General features: G+C 69.1%; 17 protein-coding genes and 1 pseudogene. 11 read left to right on the top strand and 7 right to left on the bottom strand.

All coding sequences use genetic code 11. The features are described 5' to 3' along the window. The 4 genes and pseudogenes from FAB82_RS27470 to FAB82_RS28830 form a co-directional block, all read left to right on the top strand. Positions 1-236, top strand: a 236-nt coding sequence (locus FAB82_RS27470; RefSeq protein WP_211116463.1) for a hypothetical protein, incomplete at its 5' end; no start/stop codon positions are given. A gap of 26 nt (positions 237-262) precedes the next feature. After that, entirely contained in the window at positions 263-685 is a 423-nt protein-coding gene (locus FAB82_RS08435) for an ester cyclase (protein ID WP_136534105.1), read from the top strand. Positions 686-881: 196 nt separating this feature from the next. After that, positions 882-2027, top strand: a complete 1146-nt coding sequence (locus FAB82_RS08430; RefSeq protein ID WP_246039512.1) for a GTP-binding protein — start codon at positions 882-884, stop codon at positions 2025-2027. A gap of 10 nt (positions 2028-2037) precedes the next feature. Then, a pseudogene (locus FAB82_RS28830) lies at positions 2038-2442 on the top strand (class I SAM-dependent methyltransferase); the annotation flags it as partial. 381 nt (positions 2443-2823) lie between these two features. Here FAB82_RS28830 and FAB82_RS28825 read toward each other — a convergent pair. Next, complete coding sequence (locus FAB82_RS28825) at positions 2824-3252, bottom strand: GNAT family N-acetyltransferase (protein ID WP_425461578.1); 429 nt, start codon at positions 3250-3252, stop codon at positions 2824-2826. Between FAB82_RS28825 and FAB82_RS26985 the strand changes: the two genes are divergently transcribed. The 4 genes from FAB82_RS26985 to FAB82_RS08405 all read left to right on the top strand — a co-directional run bounded on the left by FAB82_RS26985 (position 3226) and on the right by FAB82_RS08405 (position 7187). Then, positions 3226-3558, top strand: a complete 333-nt coding sequence (locus FAB82_RS26985; protein ID WP_168801494.1) for a hypothetical protein — start codon at positions 3226-3228, stop codon at positions 3556-3558. The genes FAB82_RS28825 and FAB82_RS26985 overlap by 27 nt on opposite strands. A 287-nt stretch (positions 3559-3845) precedes the next feature. Further along, the gene (locus FAB82_RS08415) at positions 3846-5399 is read left to right on the top strand and encodes a pectate lyase family protein (protein WP_136534101.1); all 1554 of its coding nucleotides are present in this window, start codon (positions 3846-3848) and stop codon (positions 5397-5399) included. A gap of 226 nt (positions 5400-5625) precedes the next feature. Further along, complete coding sequence (locus FAB82_RS08410; protein WP_136534100.1) at positions 5626-6033, top strand: YciI family protein; 408 nt, start codon at positions 5626-5628, stop codon at positions 6031-6033. A gap of 8 nt (positions 6034-6041) precedes the next feature. Then, a complete protein-coding gene (locus FAB82_RS08405) occupies positions 6042-7187 on the top strand; it encodes an RNA polymerase sigma factor (protein ID WP_136534106.1) in 1146 nt (381 codons plus the stop codon). A gap of 19 nt (positions 7188-7206) precedes the next feature. Here FAB82_RS08405 and FAB82_RS28350 read toward each other — a convergent pair whose 3' ends face one another. The 5 genes from FAB82_RS28350 to FAB82_RS08385 all read right to left on the bottom strand — a co-directional run bounded on the left by FAB82_RS28350 (position 7207) and on the right by FAB82_RS08385 (position 13406). Further along, positions 7207-7332 (bottom strand): hypothetical protein, encoded by a 126-nt coding sequence (locus tag FAB82_RS28350; RefSeq protein ID WP_281276880.1) that lies wholly within the window; start codon positions 7330-7332, stop codon positions 7207-7209. 173 nt (positions 7333-7505) lie between these two features. Further along, on the bottom strand, positions 7506-9953 hold the full coding sequence (locus tag FAB82_RS08400; RefSeq protein WP_136534099.1) for an ATP-binding protein: 2448 nt from the start codon (positions 9951-9953) through the stop codon (positions 7506-7508). Between the two features lie 91 nt (positions 9954-10044). After that, a complete protein-coding gene (locus tag FAB82_RS08395) occupies positions 10045-10761 on the bottom strand; it encodes a hypothetical protein (protein ID WP_136534098.1) in 717 nt (238 codons plus the stop codon). A gap of 13 nt (positions 10762-10774) precedes the next feature. Beyond that, positions 10775-11905 carry a hypothetical protein gene (locus FAB82_RS08390; RefSeq protein ID WP_136534097.1) on the bottom strand — a complete coding sequence of 377 codons (1131 nt, stop codon included), beginning with the start codon at positions 11903-11905 and terminating at the stop codon, positions 10775-10777. Beyond that, positions 11886-13406, bottom strand: a complete 1521-nt coding sequence (locus FAB82_RS08385; protein WP_136534096.1) for a M48 family metallopeptidase — start codon at positions 13404-13406, stop codon at positions 11886-11888. Before FAB82_RS08385 ends, FAB82_RS08390 begins: the two co-directional genes overlap by 20 nt. Positions 13407-13741: 335 nt before the next feature. Between FAB82_RS08385 and FAB82_RS08380 the strand changes: the two genes are divergently transcribed. Continuing rightward, on the top strand, positions 13742-14851 hold the full coding sequence (locus tag FAB82_RS08380) for a hypothetical protein (RefSeq protein WP_136534095.1): 1110 nt from the start codon (positions 13742-13744) through the stop codon (positions 14849-14851). A 133-nt stretch (positions 14852-14984) separates the two neighbouring features. Here FAB82_RS08380 and FAB82_RS08375 read toward each other — a convergent pair whose 3' ends face one another. Beyond that, positions 14985-16472: an RICIN domain-containing protein gene (locus tag FAB82_RS08375; RefSeq protein ID WP_136534094.1), complete on the bottom strand. Its 1488-nt coding sequence runs from the start codon at positions 16470-16472 to the stop codon at positions 14985-14987. Positions 16473-16653: 181 nt separating this feature from the next. Between FAB82_RS08375 and FAB82_RS08370 the strand changes: the two genes are divergently transcribed. Both FAB82_RS08370 and FAB82_RS08365 read left to right on the top strand, forming a co-directional pair. Then, positions 16654-17712, top strand: a complete 1059-nt coding sequence (locus tag FAB82_RS08370) for a LacI family DNA-binding transcriptional regulator (RefSeq protein WP_136534093.1) — start codon at positions 16654-16656, stop codon at positions 17710-17712. Between the two features lie 34 nt (positions 17713-17746). After that, complete coding sequence (locus FAB82_RS08365; protein WP_136534092.1) at positions 17747-19045, top strand: WS/DGAT domain-containing protein; 1299 nt, start codon at positions 17747-17749, stop codon at positions 19043-19045. Positions 19046-19091 lie beyond the last annotated feature (46 nt).

The raw sequence follows: 19091 nt of genomic DNA, 5'->3' as shown, positions 1-19091 counted from the left end.
GGTCCCCTCCCGACCAGTTACACCGTTATCGGAATAGTCCCGTAGGGACGCGCCTTCGGTCTGTTCAGCAACTGAAAGCACTGCGCGCATTGTTCGCGCTGTTCCTTCCTGGACGAGCATTTCGCTCGGAAGCGGACTTCGCGGCCGACAGGGGCAATTCGGCACATGAATATCGTGGAGGCGAGCGTGAACCCGTCGATTCTCCCAAGGGCACCAACGAGTTCGATGAAGCCTAGATAATCGGGTCGAGGAGGTGGAGGCCATGGGCCAAGCAAGAGAAATGATGGACCGGCTGACCGAGACCGCGATCGAGAGGCACGACGTCGACTCGGCGGCACAGTTCTACGCTGAGAATGCCGTGCTGGCGACGCCTGACATGGGGGAGATCCGGGGCCGCGATCAGATATCCGAGTACTGGCACGGAATGATGGACGGCTTCCCGGACGGCCACTACGAGGCGATCAGCAAGCTCGAAAGCGACGGCAAGGCCGTCGACGAGGGATTCTTCATCGGCACCAACACCGGGGCGATGAAAGGGCCTGACGGTGCGACGATCGAGGCGACCGGCAAGCAGGTCAAGCTCCGCAGCTGTGACGTGGCGACCGTCGAAGACGGCATGATCACCGAACATCATCTCTACTTCGACGAAGCGGACTTCATGCGCCAACTGGGACTGACCAGCTGACGACGACGCAATCGCGTGACGAACGCCCCGCTTGCGAAGCGGGGCGTTCGGCGTCGGTGCCCCGGGAGCCGGCCACGTGGGTCTCCTGACGACGAGGGTCCCGACGGCGCTCTGATCACATCTCTGCCTTATCGGCAATCATTTTCATTAATGGTAGGGTCGGTGGATCGATCGGTATCCACTCCGCGGAGGAACCTTGCGCAAGCTGCCCGTCACCGTGCTGTCCGGCTTTCTCGGGGCCGGGAAGACCACCGTGCTCAACCACGTGCTCGCGCGCCGGGACGGCATGCGGGTCGCGGTGATCGTCAATGACATGAGCGAGATCAATATCGACGCCGAACTCGTGCGCGACGGCGCCGCGCTCTCGCGCACCGAGGAGCGCCTTGTCGAGCTGAGCAATGGCTGCATCTGCTGCACGCTGCGCGAGGACCTGCTGGTCGAGGTGGCCCGGCTGGCGCGGGAGGGCGCCTTCGACTACCTGCTGGTCGAGTCGACCGGGATCTCCGAGCCGATGCCGGTGGCCGCCACGTTCGCCTTCGGGGAGACCGAGACCGGGCCACTGTCGGACCTGACCGAGCTCGACACCATGGTCACCGTGGTCGACGCCCCGAACTTCCTCGCCGAACTGGCGCAGGGGGACGACCTGGAGTCCCGCGGCCTGGCGGCCTATGAGGACGACGACCGGACCGTCACCGACCTCTTGGTGGACCAGGTCGAGTTCGCGGACGTGTTCCTGCTCAACAAGACCGACCTGGTGACCGGGGCCGAGGCCGACCGCATCGAGGCGGCGCTGCGGAGAATGAACCCCGAAGCGGCGGTGCACCGGACCACGTTCGGGCGCATCGACTCCGCCGCGATCGTCGGCACCAGCCGCTTCGACCTGGCCCGCGCCGAGGGCGCGCCGGGCTGGGTCAAGGAGATCAACGGCGACCACGTCCCCGAGACCGAGGAGTACGGGATCTCCAGCCTGCTGTTCCGCTCCGAACGGCCCTTCCACGCCGAGCGGCTCTGGGAGTTCGTGTCCCAGATGGACGGCGGCGGCTTCGGGCAGATCCTGCGATCCAAGGGGTTCTTCTGGCTCGCGTCCCGTCCCGGCGCGCTCGGGCTGTGGTCGCAGGCCGGTTCGGTGGCCCGCTTCGAGCCCTACGCGTCACGCAACGCCGGCCAGGGCCAGGAGCTGGTCTTCATCGGCGTCGACCTCGACCACGACGCCCTGCACAAGCGCCTCACCGCCTGCCTGACCGTGCTCCAGGACGCCGCGGCCGAACCGCTCGCCTCCGACCCGTTCCCGGAATGGGACCTGGCCCTGTTCCCAGACCACACCGCCCACGTACACGCCTGAGCACCTATCGATGGGAACGGCAATGCAACCCGGAGAATTCTGGAGTAAGGGCGACTACGCCGCCGCGGGCGACCGCTGGGCGGAGGCGAGCGTGCGACTGGCCGAGACGTACACCAGGCCCGGAAACGAAGTACTCGATCTCGCCTGCGGCCCAGGCGCGTTCGCGATCGAGGCAGCCGAGGCGGGCGCCAAGGTCACCGCGCTGGATGCGGCCGGAGCACTGCTGGACCTGGCCCGCGTCCGGGCGGAGAACGCCGGGGCGGCGGTCGAGTGGATCCAGGCCGACATGACGGCCGTCCCGGCCGACGACGCCGGTTTCGATGTCGTCGCCTCGGCGTTCGGGTGCATGTTCGCGCCCGACCCGGTGGCGATGGCGACCGAGCTGGTCCGCCTGTGCCGCAAGGGCGGCCGCATCGCGGTCTTGGCCTGGACCCCCGAATCGGCGTTCGGCGCCATGGCCCCGCTGGCCGGGCGGTTCCTGCCGAACGGCGGGGTCTCACCGGTCGAGCGGTGGTCCCGCCCCGAGAACGTCGCCGAGCTCTTCGCGGACCTGCCGGTGCGGCTGAGTTTCACGGTCCGCACGGTCGACGTCGTGTGGGACGACCTGGACGCGGCCGTCGACGAGATCGTCAACGGCAATCCGGCCTGGATCATGATTCGCTCGGCCGTGGAGCCGACGGGGCGCTGGGAGGAGCTCAGGGCGGGCCTGCGGGAGCTCTTCGCCGTGAACGGCAAGACGGAGGAACACCGGTTCGTCCTCCCGGTGGACTACCTGGAAACCCTCGCCCGCAAACGCTTAGGGCCGGTAGACCAGCTCCACGGTTCTGCCCACTCGGCGTCCGCCCGCCGCGGACAGCAGCGCGATCGAGGCCGAGTTCGACGCGTCGCATTCGCTTGCCATCGTCTCGAACCCGCGCTCCGCCAAGAGCGATCCGACCCGCGCCAAGAGCGCCGCACCCAGCCGCCGCCTGCGGAAGCCGCGCGCCACCGCGACCAAGCCCAGGCGCGGCCCCGACGGATTTAGCCATACCCGTGCCATGCCGGCGAGCTCGCCGGTCTTCGGTTCCAGTGCAATCGGATACAGCGCCGGGTCATAGTTCGAATCGTGCTCGGCCGCCCAGTCCTCCGCCGTCCACTCCCAGCCCCACAACCCCGGCGAATCCTGCCGCAGCAGGTCATCGAATTCCCGGACCCGGTCATGCCCGAGAGCTTCGGGGGAGGACACCTCGAACTCCTCCAGCGGCGCCTGCGACAACCCCGTGCGCGTCGGCACCTCCCACACGTGCTCGGTCCGATCCCCGACGAACGGCACCGAACCGAGCAGCCGCAGCGCCTTCGCATCCGCGGAGTCGACCTCGGTGTACAACGCCTCGCCGTGCTCCAGGCCGATCCGCCGCGCCAGCTCCACCGCCGCGCCGTCCCCAAAGGAGACGAACCGCTTCCCGTCCGGCCGCCGCCATGTCCAGGCCTCCCCGGCCAGACGAGCACCCTCGAACGCCCGCCAGCGCTCTGCTTCGATTTCGAACCGTAGCTCCATGACCTGAGGCTATGGGGGACAAGCTCAAGCGCCAACTCGATTTTCGCGTCGTCCGGCGTGACCGTGGACCTCCTCGAACCGAAACTCGCCGAATTGGAACCGCCCGAGCGGAGATCTCGCAACCCTCGCCACCTCGGCGCCGGTCGGCCGCTGCGGCCCGTCCATTGCGGTCGGTCGAAAATTCTCTGCAATCGGTTGCACGTTTCTATTGACCACCTGAAAGCCCTTGCCGTAGATTCATTGAAATACCTCAATATCTCCCTCTAGAGAGGTAACAACCAATGAGACGGTCGATCAGTCTTAAAATCGGCACCGCCCTGGCCACGGCAGCCGTGGTCATCGCCGGTGTCGCCATGTCGATGAACAGCGCGTCGGCGCAGACCACGGGCGCCACCGGGTACGCGACCCAGAACGGCGGCACCACCGGCGGCGCCGGCGGGCAGACGGTGCGGGCGACCACGGGCACCCAGATCCATGCGGCCCTGTGCAACCGGGCCAGCTCCAGCACGCCGATCATCATCCAGGTTGAAGGAACCATCAACCACGGCAACACCAGCAAGGTGTCCGGCGGTAGCTGCAACACCGCTGACGGCGTCATCGAACTCAAGCAGATCAGCAACGTCACCCTCGTCGGAGTCGGAAGTGGAGCCGTCTTCGACCAGCTGGGCATCCATATTCGCGAAGCCAGCAACATCATCATCCAGAACGTGACGGTCAAGAACGTCAAGAAGTCGGGTTCGCCCACTTCCAACGGCGGCGACGCCATCGGCATGGAAAGCGGCGTCCGCAATGTCTGGGTCGATCACACGACCCTGGAGGCCTCGGGCGGCGAGTCCGAGGGCTACGACGGGCTCTTCGACATGAAGAACGACACCAAGTACGTCACCCTGTCGTACAGCATCCTGCGCAACTCCGAGCGAGGCGGCCTCGTCGGCTCCGGCGACAGCGACACCGCTAACAGCTTCATCACCTACCACCACAACCTGTACCAGAACCTCAACTCCCGCGTACCGCTGCTGCGGGCCGGCACGGCCCACACCTACAACAACCACTTCACGGGCATCGTCGAGTCGGGCATCAACTCCCGCGTCGGCGCCAAGGTCAAGGTGGACAACAACTACTTCGAGGACTCCAAGGACGTCCTCGGCACCTTCTACACCGACCTGCGCGGCACCTGGCAGGTCAGCGGCAATATCTTCGACAACGTGACCTGGTCCAGCCCGGGCAGCGACAACTACCCCGCCGGTCCCAACCCGACGTCGACCACGACCGTCAGCATCCCGTACTCGTACCCCCTCGACCGCGCCGAATGCGTGCCGGCCATCGTGGCGGAGACGGCGGGCGCCAACAAGGGTCTCAAGGTCTCGGACGGCAACTGCTCCTCGCAGACCCCGTCGACGGGCCCGACCAGCCCCACGGCGAACCCCACCGACCCGACGACGAGCCCCACCGACCCGGGCCAGCCCGGCGGCACCAACCTCAGCCTCAGTGCCGACGCCGACGGCTCCAGCAAGGCCAGTGGAACCAGCTACGGCAATGTCCGCGACGGCAATATGAGCACCTACTGGTCGCCGACGTCCTCCACGGGGCGCGTCTCGATCAAGTGGGACAGCGCCACCACGGTGTCCAAAGTCGTCATCCGCGAGCCCACGGGCACCACGGGCAGTATCGGCTCCTGGCGGCTCGTGAACAACGGCAACGGCGCCGTCCTCGCCTCCGGCACCGGGGCCGGCACCATCACCTTCTCCGCCACGTCCCTGACCAAGATCAACTTCGAGATCACCAGCTCGAACGGCACCCCGAAGATCGCCGAATTCGAAACCTACGCGAGTTAGTTCGCATTCAGTTCAGGGAAGCCCCCGTCGGCTCCTGCTTGCTCTGCAAGCGGATTGCCGGCGGGGTTCTTTCCTGTCCGGATAGAAATGCCAGCTCAGGGCCGGTCGTCTAGGCTCGAAAAAAGATCCGAGAAAAATTGGTCGCGGATGTCGAGAACCCGTACCCGGCTCCGTCCCAGTAGTGAGCGCGACCAAACGGGTCGCATCATCACCGAGGAGAAATACGATGGCTAAGTACCTGCTGCTCAAGCACTACCGCGGCAACCCGGCGGCGGTCAACGACGTCCCGATGGACAAGTGGACGCCCGAGGAGGTCTCGGCCCACATCCAGTACATGCGGGACTTCGCGAACCGGCTCGAGGAGACCGGCGAGTACGTCGGCGGCGAGGCGCTCGCCCCCGAGGGGACGTTCGTCCGGTACGACGGCGAGGGCCGCCCGCCGATCACCGACGGCCCGTTCGCCGAGACGAAGGACCTCATCGCGGGCTGGATGATCATCGACGTCGACACCTACGACCGCGCGCTCGAACTGGCCGGGGAACTGTCGGCCGCCCCGGGCGCCGGCGGGGAGCCGATCCACGAGTGGCTCGAGCTGCGCCCGTTCCTGAGCGAGCCTCCCACGATCACGGAGTGAACGCCCAGGTGAACGAGCTGCTGCTCCGGAGCCTCACACCGAGCGTGCTCGGAATCCTCGTCCGCCGCGGAGCCGACTTCGCGGCGGCCGAGGATGCCGTGCAGGACGCCCTGGTCGAGGCGATCCGCGTCTGGCCCGACGACCCGCCGCGCGATCCCAAGGGTTGGCTGGTCACCGTGGCCTGGCGCCGATTCCTCGACCAGGCCCGGGCGGACACCGCCCGCCGCAATCGCGAGGACCGCATCGACGAGGAGCCCCCGCCGGGGCCCGGTCCCGCGGTGGACGACACGCTCCAGCTCTACTTCCTGTGCGCCCACCCGTCGCTGACGCCCTCCTCCGCCGTCGCGCTCACGCTCCGCGCCGTCGGCGGGTTGACCACCCGCCAGATCGCCGAGGCCTACCTGGTGCCCGAGGCGACCATGGCGCAGCGCATCAGCCGGGCCAAGCGCACCGTGTCCGGCGTGCGGTTCGACCAGCCCGGCGATGTCGCCACGGTGCTGCGCGTCCTCTACCTGGTCTTCAACGAGGGCTACTCCGGCGACGTCGACCTCGCCGCCGAGGCCATCCGGCTCACCCGGGAGCTCGCGGCCCGGATCGACCACCCCGAGGTGGCGGGTCTGCTCGCCCTCATGCTGCTCCACCACGCCCGACTCGAGGCACGAACCGCGCCCGACGGCAGCCTGGTCCCGCTCGCCGAACAGGACCGAGGCCGTTGGGACACCGCATTGATCGCCGAGGGCGTCGAAGTCCTCCAAGCGGCCCTCGCCCGCGACCGGCTGGGGGAGTTCCAGGCCCAGGCCGCCATCGCGGCACTCCACGCCGACGCGCAAGCCGCCGACGAGACCGACTGGGTGCAGATCGTCGAGTGGTACGACGAGCTCGCTCTCCTGACCGACAGCCCGGTCGTCCGGCTCAACCGCGCGGTGGCCGTCGGCGAGGCCGACGGACCGCGCGCCGGCCTGGCGGCCCTCGCGAAACTGGACGACACGCTGCCTCGCTACACCGCGGTGGCGGCGTACCTCCACGAGCGCGACGGCGACCCGGTGACGGCGGCACGGCTGTATGTCGAGGCGGCCCAGAAGGCGACGAACATCGCCGAGGTCGGCCACCTGACCCGCCAGGCCGCCCGGCTCAACGCCCGCCGAAGCGAGTGACCCGGCCGGCGCGCGAAGGCTAGGCCGCGGCGGACTCGGTCGCGAGTTCGGGTTCGAATTCGGTCTCGATGCCGTAGACCGCCGACCCGACGGCGAAGAAGACCAGGCAGAAGGTCCCCACGAGCTCGGCCCAGAATTCGCGCATGACGCCCTCCTCATTGCGATGTACCGTCATCCGGACTTCGAGGGTCCCAGCCTCACGCGCCACCTGGGTCGGTTTGGCCCAATTAGGAGGTAACGAGGCGTACTGAATGCACAAAATGGGCAGTGGAGAATCGGTAGTTCCCCATACGGCCGAGGTTTCCCCGGGGCGCATCCTCACCGCTGCTCGACCCGGTCCAGTCGTGCGGCGACCACCGCGGCCTCGGGCACGCCGCAGGCGTCATAGGCCGCTGCGGCGCTGAGCAGGTGCTTTCGCTCCAGGGCGGCGTCGCCCAGCAGGCCATGGGCATCGGCGAGGCCGTGGTGGGCCCGCGCGAGCTCGTAGGCGTCCTCATGGGACTCGGCCAGGGCCGCCGCGCGCTCGAGGTGGGCGATCGCCTCCTCGACGCCGCCCGAGAGGGCGCGTGCGAGTCCGAGGCCGTTCCGGGCGGAGCGCTCGAGCGACGGATCGGTCAGCGTCACCGCGTATTCGACGGCCCGTTCGAGGTGGGTGGCGGCCTCGCCACCCCGGTCCAGCCGCAGCAGGTCCTCGCCCAGCTCGATGAGTGTCGCGGTCACGTCGGCCGTGACGTCCTTCCCCTGGTAGGCCCCGAGACAGGCGGTGTGCATGGCCACGGCCGCCTCCGGATCACCGTGCTCGCGGACCAGCACCCCGCGGAAGACCTCGATGCGATTGCGATTGTGGTCGTCGCCGACGTCCAGTCGGCGTTCGGCGGCCGCGAGACAGCGTTCGGCCTCCGCGAAGCGTCCGAGCCGCAGCAGCGGAACCACCATGTTCGTCCTGATGAGCGCCGCCGCCGCCACGTCCGCGGCCGCCTCCGCCTGGGCCAGCGCCGACTCGTGCACTTCCACCGCCTCGGTGAACCGCCCCGACCGCCGGTACAGGACGCCGATATTGGCCAGCGTCAGCGCCGCGTCGCCGAACTCGCCCAGGTCCCGCTTGAGCGCCACCGACAGTTCGAGATACGCGATCGCCTCCCGGTGCCTGCCCGCCGCGAGCAACTGCCGTCCCGCGTCCCCGAGGGTGAATGCCTCCTTGCGGCGGTCCCCGGTGCGGCGGGCGATGTCGAGCGCGATCTGGTTGACGGTCGCGTGCGGGCCCACATCGGGGTCGTGCACGAAGAACGCATTGAACGCCGTGGCCAGATGCCAGGCCTGTTCGAGCCCTCCGGCGCCCTCCGCCGCGGCCACGGCGGCCTCCAGATTGCTTCGTTCGTCCAGGAACCACGACAGGGCGTCGGGCTGGCCCGCGAAGCCGGGGAGGCCGATATCGTGCGCGGTAGCGCCCTCGGTGAAGCGGCGCTTGTTCGGATGCACCCGCGCCGCCGCCTGATACGTGAAGTGCAGGTAGACGCCGACGAGCCGGAGCAGCGCCTCGTTCAGGTCGGCTTCGGCCTCGTCCATTCCCGCCACCCGGGCCGCGAACAGCCGCACCAGGTCGTGCAGCCGGTACCGACCCGGCGACCGGGTCTCGGCGAGGTGGACGTCCACCAGGGACTCCAGCATCGCCGATGCCTGCTCTTCGCCCACATCGCACAGTGCCGCGGCGGCGTGGACGTCGATTTCGTCGCCAGGGACGAGACCGAGCCGTCGCAGCAATCGCCGGTGTTCGGGGTCGAGTTCGAGGTAGGAGGCGCGCAGCGCCGCGGCGACGCCGCGGTGCCCCATGTCGAGCTCGTCGAGCAGCCGGTCCTCGTCGGCGAGGCGAACCAGGAGGTCCTCGGCCTGCCAGAGGGGGCGGCTGCGCAGTCGGGCCGCCGCCAGGCCCATCGCGAGGGGAAGGCGCCCGCAGCGCTCGGCCACGGCGGTGGCCTCCTCCTCGGTGATCCGGTCGGCGACGGCGGCGTTGAGCATCGCGACGGCCTCGCAAATCGGCGGTGGTTCGAGCGGCACCGAATGCGCGCCCGCCAAAGCGGACAGGTCGCGTCGGCTGGTCACCAGGACGAGGCTGTCCGGCGTGCCCGGCAGCAGGGCTTCCACCTGCTCCGCGCTGGCCGCATTGTCGAACATCAGGAGGACGCGGCGGTCGGCGATGGCGCTGCGGTACCGGGCGGTCAGCTCGTCCATGTCGATGGGGATGGCCTGCTCGCTGACGCCGAAGTTGCGCAGGACGCGCGTCAGCACCGACTCCGGGCGCGGGCGCGGGCCGGCCGGGTGGGTGAACCCGCGGAGGTCCATGAACAGCTGTCCGTCGGGGAATCGTGGGGCGAGTTCGTGCGCTGCCCAGACCGCCAGTGAGGTCTTTCCGACGCCGGCCATGCCGTGCACTGCGACGAGGGCGGCGCCGTCCTCGACGGCGGCGAGGAGTTCGTCCAGGTGCCGCTCCCGGCCGGTGAACCCGACGAGCGCCCGTGGCAGTTCCCGGGGCACGGACGTGGTCGCGTCCGGCGCCCCGGTCAGGAGCGCCAGATCGGCCTCGTCCAGGTCCAGTGCCTCGGCGAGGAGGCGCAGGGTCCTCGGTTGCGGCCGTACCCTTCCCGTCTCAATGTCGCGGATCGTGCGGGTACCGACGCCTGACTTGAAGGCAAGCTCCTCTTGCGTCATCATCGCCTGCACGCGGAGCGGCCGGAGGCTGATGTGGGTGGCAGAGCCTCGATCGGGCATGCCGCAATGATAGATGGGCTCCGCTTTTCATTCGCCGAGCAGATCGGACGGACGGGCGTGTCGCCGCTGCCCTGGCCTCGTCGGGGCGGTCCTACTCGGCGCGGCGATGGTCCTTGGCGGGCGTCCACATGCTCCGCAGTGCCCACGCGAACGACCACGCGACGAGTCCGACCCCGAGCACGCCGCACACGATGTTCGTGGTCGCCGAGACGTCCTTCGCGATGGCGGGGAAGAGCAGCAGCCAGCCGATCCCCGCGGGCAGCATCGCGAGGAAGCCGATGCCGCTGGGCTCCCAGCCGGCCACGTAGAAGCGCATGAGGAAGCGGGTCAGCGCCGTATTGCGCACGGGCTGCAGCGAGAGCGAGACGTTCGAGATCGTGGGCGGACCGAAGGTGGTCTGATCGCCGAACGCGGTGAACGACAGCTTCTCGTGGCGGTACGACGGGCGCAGGGACCGGCCGATGTACACGAAGGACAGTGCCGCGAGGGGCCAGGAGACGTTCGGCAGCCACCACAGGATGACCGGGCCCAACAGCACGACGACCAGTGGAGCCACGATGAAGACCATCGCCAGGAAGTGGCTTACCGAGGCCATGGCGGGTTCGGTGATCTCTGCGATCGTGAGTTCACCGGATACGACACCGTAGATCAAGATCCCCCAGCCCAGGGCGAAGACGAACCCCCAGATCGCCAGCCAGACCAGGCCGACCAGCAGGTATCCGAACGGGCGCAATGGCAGGGTCCATCCGGGTGGGGGCTTGGATTTTCGGGTGGTCCGGTCCGGATTGCCGGCGACGATGTCTTCCATGGCCGTCCTTCGGTCAGGCGAGGGTGGCGGCGCAGGCCCTGCGCCGGAATCGGTCGAAGTTGGCGATCGCGGCGTCGCCCCAGTAATGCCACGGCGTGCCGGAGGCGTCGATGCCCAGCTGCTGGAACAGCGGCAGCGCCTCGGCGCCCCTGCCGGCGCTCACCAGACCGTATACCGCCCAGCGGCGGTCGGCGCTCGCGTCGACGCCCCCACCGCCTTGGGGAGTGCCGAGCCAGTGCAGCATCGCGTCGAGCGCGCGGTGGACCTCGGCCATCTTCCATACGTTCTCGTTCTCATCCTCGCCCTCGGCCGCCGCCTGGACGACCAGGAAGGCGAGCGACGGGGACGCGGCGGCGGCCTGGAACGCGAAGGAGAGCATCCGGCCCTCGCCGTAGCCCGACCAGTACTGCCCCGCGAACTCGTGTCCGCTGCGGTGCAGCGGGTCTCGGACCAGCAGTTCGCGCCAGATCGCGGCGAACTTGGCATTGTCGAATTCGAGGCCCATGGCGAGCGTGATGAGCGTGGTCCACGGCGTCGGGTCGTCCGGCGCCAGCTCGGTCGCCTTCCACGCCGCACCCTCCGCCTGCGGCAATACCTGGAGGAACGCCTCGCTCTGCTGGGCCGAGGTGTTCTCGTGGTTGTTGTCGCCGCGCAGCTTCCAGGCCAGCCAGAGCAGACCCTGCGCGTCGACGGCCGCGATGTGCCGGTCGTCGCCGGTGCCGGCCGCGCGCCACGACTCCACCCAGGTGCGGTCGTCCGCCACGGTCTCGGCGAGCGCGTGCACCGCGGCGGCGCGCATCGCCCAGTCCCCGTAGCTGCGATTGAGCAGGTGGGCGGCCGGTCGCCAGTCGCCCGCCCGCGCCGCCGTCACGGCCGTGGTGATCACCGGGACCGGGCTGATCAGGTCGGTGCGCAGCGCGTGCCTGGGCGGCAGGCCCCATTTGGTGACGTCGACGGGCGGCTCGGAGGGCAGGCCCTCGATCAGTTCGGCCGGATCGATGGTCGGGTCGATCTGCTGGCACAGGGCGATCAGTTCTTCGGCGTTCGTCGATTCGAGGTAGGCCTTCCATGACAGGCCCCGGTGCTTGGCCTCCTTTCGCATGGCCATCAGGACCTTGGTCTTCTTACCTAGCAACAGCGCCATGATGTCCTGGCCTTCCTGGTGAGTCTCTTACCGAATCGAGGAGCGCGCGCAGGCGCGAGGTGTCGGGGCGGTCGGCGACCGCGGCGTCGATCAGGTCCGGCAGCGAGTCCGGATACCGCTCGTCCAGCCGCATGGTGCCGACCGACGGCCACGATTCGGTCCAGCGCAGTGCGCCCGCCGAGGTGAGCGCCGCGGCCACCGCGCCGAACAGTGCCTTATGGACGATCAGTTTGGATCGTTCGCGAAGGACGCGTGGGCCGTCCGACGGATTGGCCGCATGGTTCGGATCCGCGCCGAGTTCGATCAGGTGGCCCGCGTCGAGCGCGTCCAGCAGCGTGCGTAGTGTCGGCGGTCCCCCGGTGATCCGGGCGGCGGTGGCCAGCACGCGGTCGGTGTTCTCGGTCAGCGAGCCGAGGCCGCTGAGGCGGATCAGTGTCGGCCAGTCCGCGCGCCGCTTGGACTGCGCCTCGGGCGTCAGGTCGGCCAGCACCGCCGCGTCGAGCAGCCGCAGGGGATCGCGCAGCAGGCCGAGCGCGTGCGTGGCGGGGACGTGGATCGTGCCGACGGCGCCCAGTGCGTCGATGGCAAGGATCCGTTCGCGCAGCGGCGGGTGCGAGTCGAACGGATCCGCCGTATCCGGCGGATCGGTGCGCAGGCCGTGCAGGGCGTCGTGCAGCGAGACGTGCAATTTGCGGTACCCGGCGAACACGTCGGCCGGCAGATAGCCTGCGTCCCAGCCGATGACCAGGTGGTTGTTCTCGAACACGTCCCACGACTCGGCGATCGGCGCCAGCTCGCGGAAAGCGGAGGCGGTGGCCGCCGAACCGACGGCGACCGCGGCCGCCTCGTCCGCCACGCTCTCCTGGCGCCTGCTCAGCTTCGCCGAAGCGCGGAACACGAACGCGCCGTAGCGCCGCAGCAGGAAATGCAGCCCCAGCTGGAGGCGGTCGCCCCGATTGATCGTGGACAGCGTGCGCGTGAACGCGCTGCGGCTGCGGTAGGCCAGGCCGGCGAAGCGGGTGTCCCGATTGCTGTAGTGCGCGAGCTCGTGGGTCAGCACCGCGGCGAGCTGGGCCGAACTCATCGCGGCGACCAGCGGGGCGCCGATGAACATGTGCCGCCGGGCGGAGAGCAGGCCGAGCAGCCGGGTGTCCTCACGGACGGACGCGTTCGCCTCCGCGACCAGATGGATGTCGTCCGGGGGCGCGGTGTCCGCGACCACGGCGAGCCTGCGGACGAGCGCCCACAGCTCCGGCTGCTCGTGCTCGCGCACCGGCACGCCGTGCACCGAGTTGTCGTTCTTGGAGAACAGCACCCACAGCCCGCGGCCGAGCACCAGCACGGTCGGCACGACGCCGATCGCGATCTTGACGGCGGTGACGGGAGCGACGATGAACGCCCAGGTATTGAACCAGATCAATGCGCCCATGAGGGCGAGCATCGCCACCGGGACGGCGTTGATCAGCAGCACCCAGAGCACGGTGCGGGGCAATAGGATCACGGATTGCCGCCGGCAGCGTGAGTCACGAGGGCTTGGATCGGACTGAACATGGTCGCTTTCTCATCGAAGATGCGTCAAGTACAGCAGCGGATCGCGGCGATTTCGAGGCGGGCAACCGGCGGGACACCGGCAGTCTGCCGGCCGCCAATGCGGGGAAGCGCACCCGGCGATCCGCAAGTCATGCCATTTCACCAGGCGTTTTGTCGTGTCGGACGCGAGTTGCGGGCCGAAATGGACCGCCACCTGGAGGAGAATCCGCGTCGTACCGTGGCTCAGACCGGTAGATGCCGGACGAATCCGCTGCCCGAAGGGAAACCGAAACGATGCCAACGACGGTGCGACGAAGGTTCAAGGCCCGCAAGGCGCTGCTCGCCACGATCGCGATCGCCGCGGCCGGCGCGACCGCGGTGGTCTCGGTCCAGATCGCCTCGGCCGACGAGCCGACCGAGGAGACCGCGCCCGACGCGGCGCAGGCCTGCGTCATGGAGGCCCTCCCGATCCCCGAGGACCTCATCCACACGCGCGTCAGCGGGATGAGCGACGACGGCTCCGTCATCGCCTACTACGCACTGCCGCTCGACCAGAGCTATCCCGACGGGCTCGGCGCGTTCCCGCGCCTGTATTCCAACGGTGAGGTCACCGAGGTGCCCATGCCCGGCGATCACCCGCGGATCCGGGACGTCAACTCCTCGGGGAACGGCACCGGATACGCGAACGGCGAAGGGCGTGAAATCCCCTACGTCTGGAGCGACGGCGCGCTCACCGAGCTCCCCCTCCCCGGGGACGACGGACGGGCCCACGGGATCAACGAGGGCGGCGACATCGTCGGCAGCGGCGCGTCCTTCGACGGCGGCATCCCGCTCCTGTGGCCCGCCGACGGCTCCGGGCCCGTCGAGCTGGCGCTGCCGGACGGCGAGATCTCGGGCGTCGCCCATGACATCGGCGACGACGGCACGATCATCGGGGCCGTCTACAACGAGAACGGCACCGCGACGGCGTACACGTGGGACGCCGACGGTACCGGCTCCATCCTGCCGGCGCCCGAGGGCGGCGTGCCGGGCGAGGGATTCTCCATCGCCGCGGACATCAACGGCGACTGGGCTTCCGGCCAGTTCTTCATCCCAGGCTCGGGAACGCAGCCCCAGGGCGTCCGCTGGAACCTGGCCGAGGGCACCGCGGAGCTGACCGCTCTCGACGGCGAGCTGGCGGTCAGCGCCGACGGCACCGTCGCCGGGATGGTGCGGGGCACGCCCAGTATCGCGGCCTACCAGGCCGGTGACACGGTCGTGGAGCTGCCCGGGGTCATTCCCCCGGAGGACAGGACCATGGAGGAGTACGCGCGGGAGATCAGCGCCGACGGGACCCTGATCACCGGAGACGTCTACATGGGTCAGGACGATGCCGACCTGGCGATCTTCAACGCGGTCACCTGGACCTGCGAATAGGGCGAGTTGTCGCCACCAGACCAGCTGCTAGATGGGTGCAGCTAGGCGAGACGCTCGGCTGGGAAACCCCAGCCGAGCGTTTTGCGTGTGCGGCGCCTGCCGGCGACGCTCCGTGCAACCGACTCGCCGCCGCTCAGGTGCTGCGTGCGAACTGCTGGTTCTGCCCGCCGTTGCAGGTGTACTGGGTCAGGCGGGTGCCGTCGGCGGTGGCGCGGCCCGGCACGTCCAGGCACTTGCCCGAATGTCGCGCGACCAGGTAGACGTAGCCGCCCCCGGCGTCCTGGACCTGCCATTGCTGGTTCTGTCCGCCGTTGCAGGTCCACTGGATGACCCTGGCGCTATTGGCGGTCGAGGCGGCGTCCACGTCGAGGCATTTGCCAGAGTGCCGGGCGATGATCCGGAAATAGCCGTTGCCGAGATCCTCGAACTGCCAGCGCTGGTTGTCGCGCCCATTGCAGTTGTACTGCGCGATCTCGGCGCCGTTGGCGGACGACGCGCTGACCACATCGGCGCACTTGGCCGAGTGCCGCGCGGTGAGCGTGACCGCTCCGGTGGCGCTGCCGCCGTCGCCCCAGCCGTGCATGATGCGGTCGGCGCCTGAGGGGTTGCGGATGCTCACGCTCAGGTCGGTGCCGGAGCCGCTGACCGAGTACATCGAGTACCAGTCGTAGCCGATCGAGCCGGTCTTGCCGCCCAATGCGGGCCAGTAGGTCGATCCCATGCCCAGCTCGCGCTGGGTGTCGGTGACGGCGCGGATGTACCGGACGAAGTTCTCGCTGCTGCCCGGGTCGGCGTAGTTGAGGCCGTTGTTCATCGGCGCGCCGAATTCGGTGAGGACGGAGCGCGAGGCGCAGCTGCCGAGGCCGTCCCGGAAGCTCTGCACCCACCCGGCGTAGTCCTTCTCGCCGTAGAAGAAGGCGTAGTGGTGATAGGACAGGAGCGTGCCGGCCAGGCGGGAGTCGGCGCAGATCGGCTTGACGTCCTGGCTGTAACCGGCGCCGCCGATGAGGATGCGGCCCTTGGGAACCGAGGGGCGAGCGCTCAGCCAGGCGGCGGCGACGTTGGCCCAATCGGACGCCGAGTAGCCGTGGGGCTCGTTCATCGGCTCGAAGTAGACCAGGTCGTTGGAGCCGTACTCGGCGACCACCGTGTCCCACATGGAGTTGAAGGCGTTCATGTCGGTGATGCGGCCGCCGGAGGCCGCGCCGTCCTCCCAGTAGGCGAGGATGACCTTGAAGCCCCGGTCGGTGGCGGCGTCGATCGTGCCCGAATACGCGTCCCACCAGGAGGTGCCGACGGTGTGCGTGTTGACGGGCAACCGGACCGTATTGACCCCGAGGGTCTCCTCGAAGCCGTCGTAGAGGGCGTTGGCCTTGGCCACGACGGTGTCGTAGCTGTCGGACTGGCTCAGCTTGTCGAGGACCAGGGGGCCCTCGACGAAGTTGTCGCCCAGCACCGCCCAGTTCACGCCCCGGAACTGGCTGGTGTCCGCGGCGGCCGGCGAGGCGCTGGCCAGGATCACGGTGGGCACCAGGGCAATCGCGGAAATGACGCCGACGATGAGGCGGCGGAGGGAACGGGAGCGGGGCGGTGGGGAAGCAGTGGGACTGATGGTTGGCATGGGTTTGACCGATCTCGAGAGTCTTATGGCGATGAGGGAGTAGATGGGGCGATGTTGACGTCAACATCTGGCGGTAGTATGGCATTCGCCACATGTGCGGTCAAGGTTTCACGCGTGTTAGCGTCCGGTCCAAAGGCCGCCCGGAAACCGACGATTCGCAAGTGACGGAAGTGGAGACGCGATGGCCGATGTGGAGCCGGGAAGCCCGGGGAGAGCGGGCGGGCTGCGCAGGAACGGCGTATCGATCACCGACGTCGCCAAGGCCGCCGGCGTCTCGACCCAGACGGTGTCGCGGGTCGCCAACGGCCACGCGAGCGTGACGCCCTCAACCCGCGAGAACGTGCAGCGCGCGATGCGGCAGTTGGGATACCGGCCCAACAGCGCCGCGCGGGCCCTGCGGAACGGGCAGTTCAGGACCATCGGCGTGATCCTCTTCAGGCCGACGGCCACCGGCAAGACCACCACGGTCGAGGCGATCACCGCGTATGCCGCCAAGGCGGGCTACGCGATCACTCTGATCCCCATCGACGTGCCCACTCAGGACAATATGATGGGAGCCTTCACGCGGATGGACGAGCTGGCGGTCGACGCCGTCATCGTCTTCATCGAGACCGAACTGCTCGACACGGCCATCGTGCAACTGCCGCCCGGAGTCCACATCGTCGTAGTCGACTCCGATGCCGCCGACCGCTACCGCGTGATCGACTCCGACCAGGGCGGCGGCACCCGATCCGCCGTCGAGCACCTGCTCGAGCTCGGACACGAGACCGTGTGGCACGTGACCGGCCTCCGCACCTCCTACGCGAGCAGGCGGCGCACCCAGGCCTGGCGCGACGCGCTCGAAGCGGCCGGGCGGCCCGTTCCGCCGCCGGTGGAAGGCGACTGGTCGGCCGCCTCCGGCTATGCCGCCGGGCAGGCGCTGGCAGACCGACCGGACTGTACCGCGGTGTTCGCCGCCAATGACCAGATGGCTCTCGGTCTGCTGCGCGCCTTCGGAGAACGAGGCAGGGCCGTCCCCGACGAGATCAGCGTCGTCGGCTTCGACGACATCCCCGACGCCGCCTACTTCATCCCGCCCCTGACCACCGTCCACCAGGACTTCGCCGAGGTGGGAAGGCGGAGCGCCCAAGAGGTGCTGCGGCTGATCCAAGACCACGCCACGCCGCGTCTCGGCACCGACATCGTCCCGACCCGCCTGATAATCAGGAACAGCACGGCACCTCCATCGCGTATTCGGTGACGGCAGGCCGCATTCCCGACCGCGAAGGGCCGAAATGACCAACCCCGATTCCGACAACCGAAGCACCTTCCGGCCCACGGCGATGGATCTGGCGCTGCGGACCGCGCCGGCCGGCTCGCCGGAGACGGTGCCGCACATCGGGATGGTGCTCCACTGCGAGGGAAAGCCTCCGGGCCGGGCGCGCGTCGCCGCCCATCTTGCCGAGCGGCTGCCCTCCCTGCCCGCCTTGACCAGTTACCTGGCCCCGGGCGGGAAGCGCTGGCAGCGCCGGGCGGCCCTCGATCTCGATGCGTACGTGGTGGAGCAGGCTCTCGCACCCGATCCGGACGCGATCGACCGGGCCGTCCGGGAGCTCATCAGCGAGCCGCTGCCCGAGGACGCGCCGCACTGGCAAATGCATCTGCTGCACGGGCATGCCCCTGACCGGTACGTGATCTTCCTGCGCGTCCACCACGCCCTGCAGGACGCCTCCGGCCTGCTCCACACCCTGGAGGTCCTCTTCGGATCGGAGGGCGAAAAGGCGCGGTCCTCCGCGCCCTACCACGGGTTCGACTCACGGCCGTCGATCGGCCTCGGCGACCGGATCCGGGCGGGCGGCGCCGCCGCGGACTCATTGCTGCGCACCGGCATGTGGGCGTCACGCGGCTCCCGTTTCTCCAGTCGGCGCGAGCAGCACTGGTGCCGGGTGCCGACCGAAGCGCTCAAGGCCGCGGCCGAATCCTGCGGCGGCACCGGCAACGACGCCTACTTGGCGGCGCTCGCCCACGCCCTCCATACCTGGTCGGCGCGGTGGCAGCGACCCGCGTACACCGGTTCGGCCGTGCCGCTGCTGATCCCGGCGAACACCCGTCGGCCCGCCGAGGCGGATGCGCCCGGGAACCGGGTCGCGATGATGAAGGTCGCCCTGCCCGGCGGCGACATCACCGCCGCCGAGCGTCTGCGCTCGGCGCCCCGATCGACCCGCTCGCTGAAGTCGCCACGACTCCGCGAGGCCCTGCGCCGCCTCTACGACCACATGCCCACCCCGCTCATGCGCAGGTCCCTGGAGATCGCGAGCTCGCCCCGCCACACCTCGGCCATGGCCTCCAATGTCGCCCTGCGGACACCGCTCGCCTTCGAAGGCGACCCGGTCACGAGGATCGCGCCGGTCATGTGGGCCCCGGAGGGCATCCCGCTCGCCTCGCTCCTACTGACCTATATGGACACGACGACGGTCTGCTTCACGAGTGACCGGGACATACCGGGTCTCGACCAGATCCACCACTACTGGCTCGAAGCGGTCGAATCATTGGCGGGCAAGGCCCACGACGACCGCGAGCGCCCGTCGGATTGAAGCGACCTCCTTGTACGCTGTCGGACGGTCACCACCCCCCCGCAGT

This window comes from Glycomyces buryatensis, from assembly GCF_004912275.1.
GTDB lineage: Bacteria > Actinomycetota > Actinomycetes > Mycobacteriales > Micromonosporaceae > Glycomyces > Glycomyces buryatensis.
This window is presented reverse-complemented; position numbering and strand designations above follow the sequence as displayed.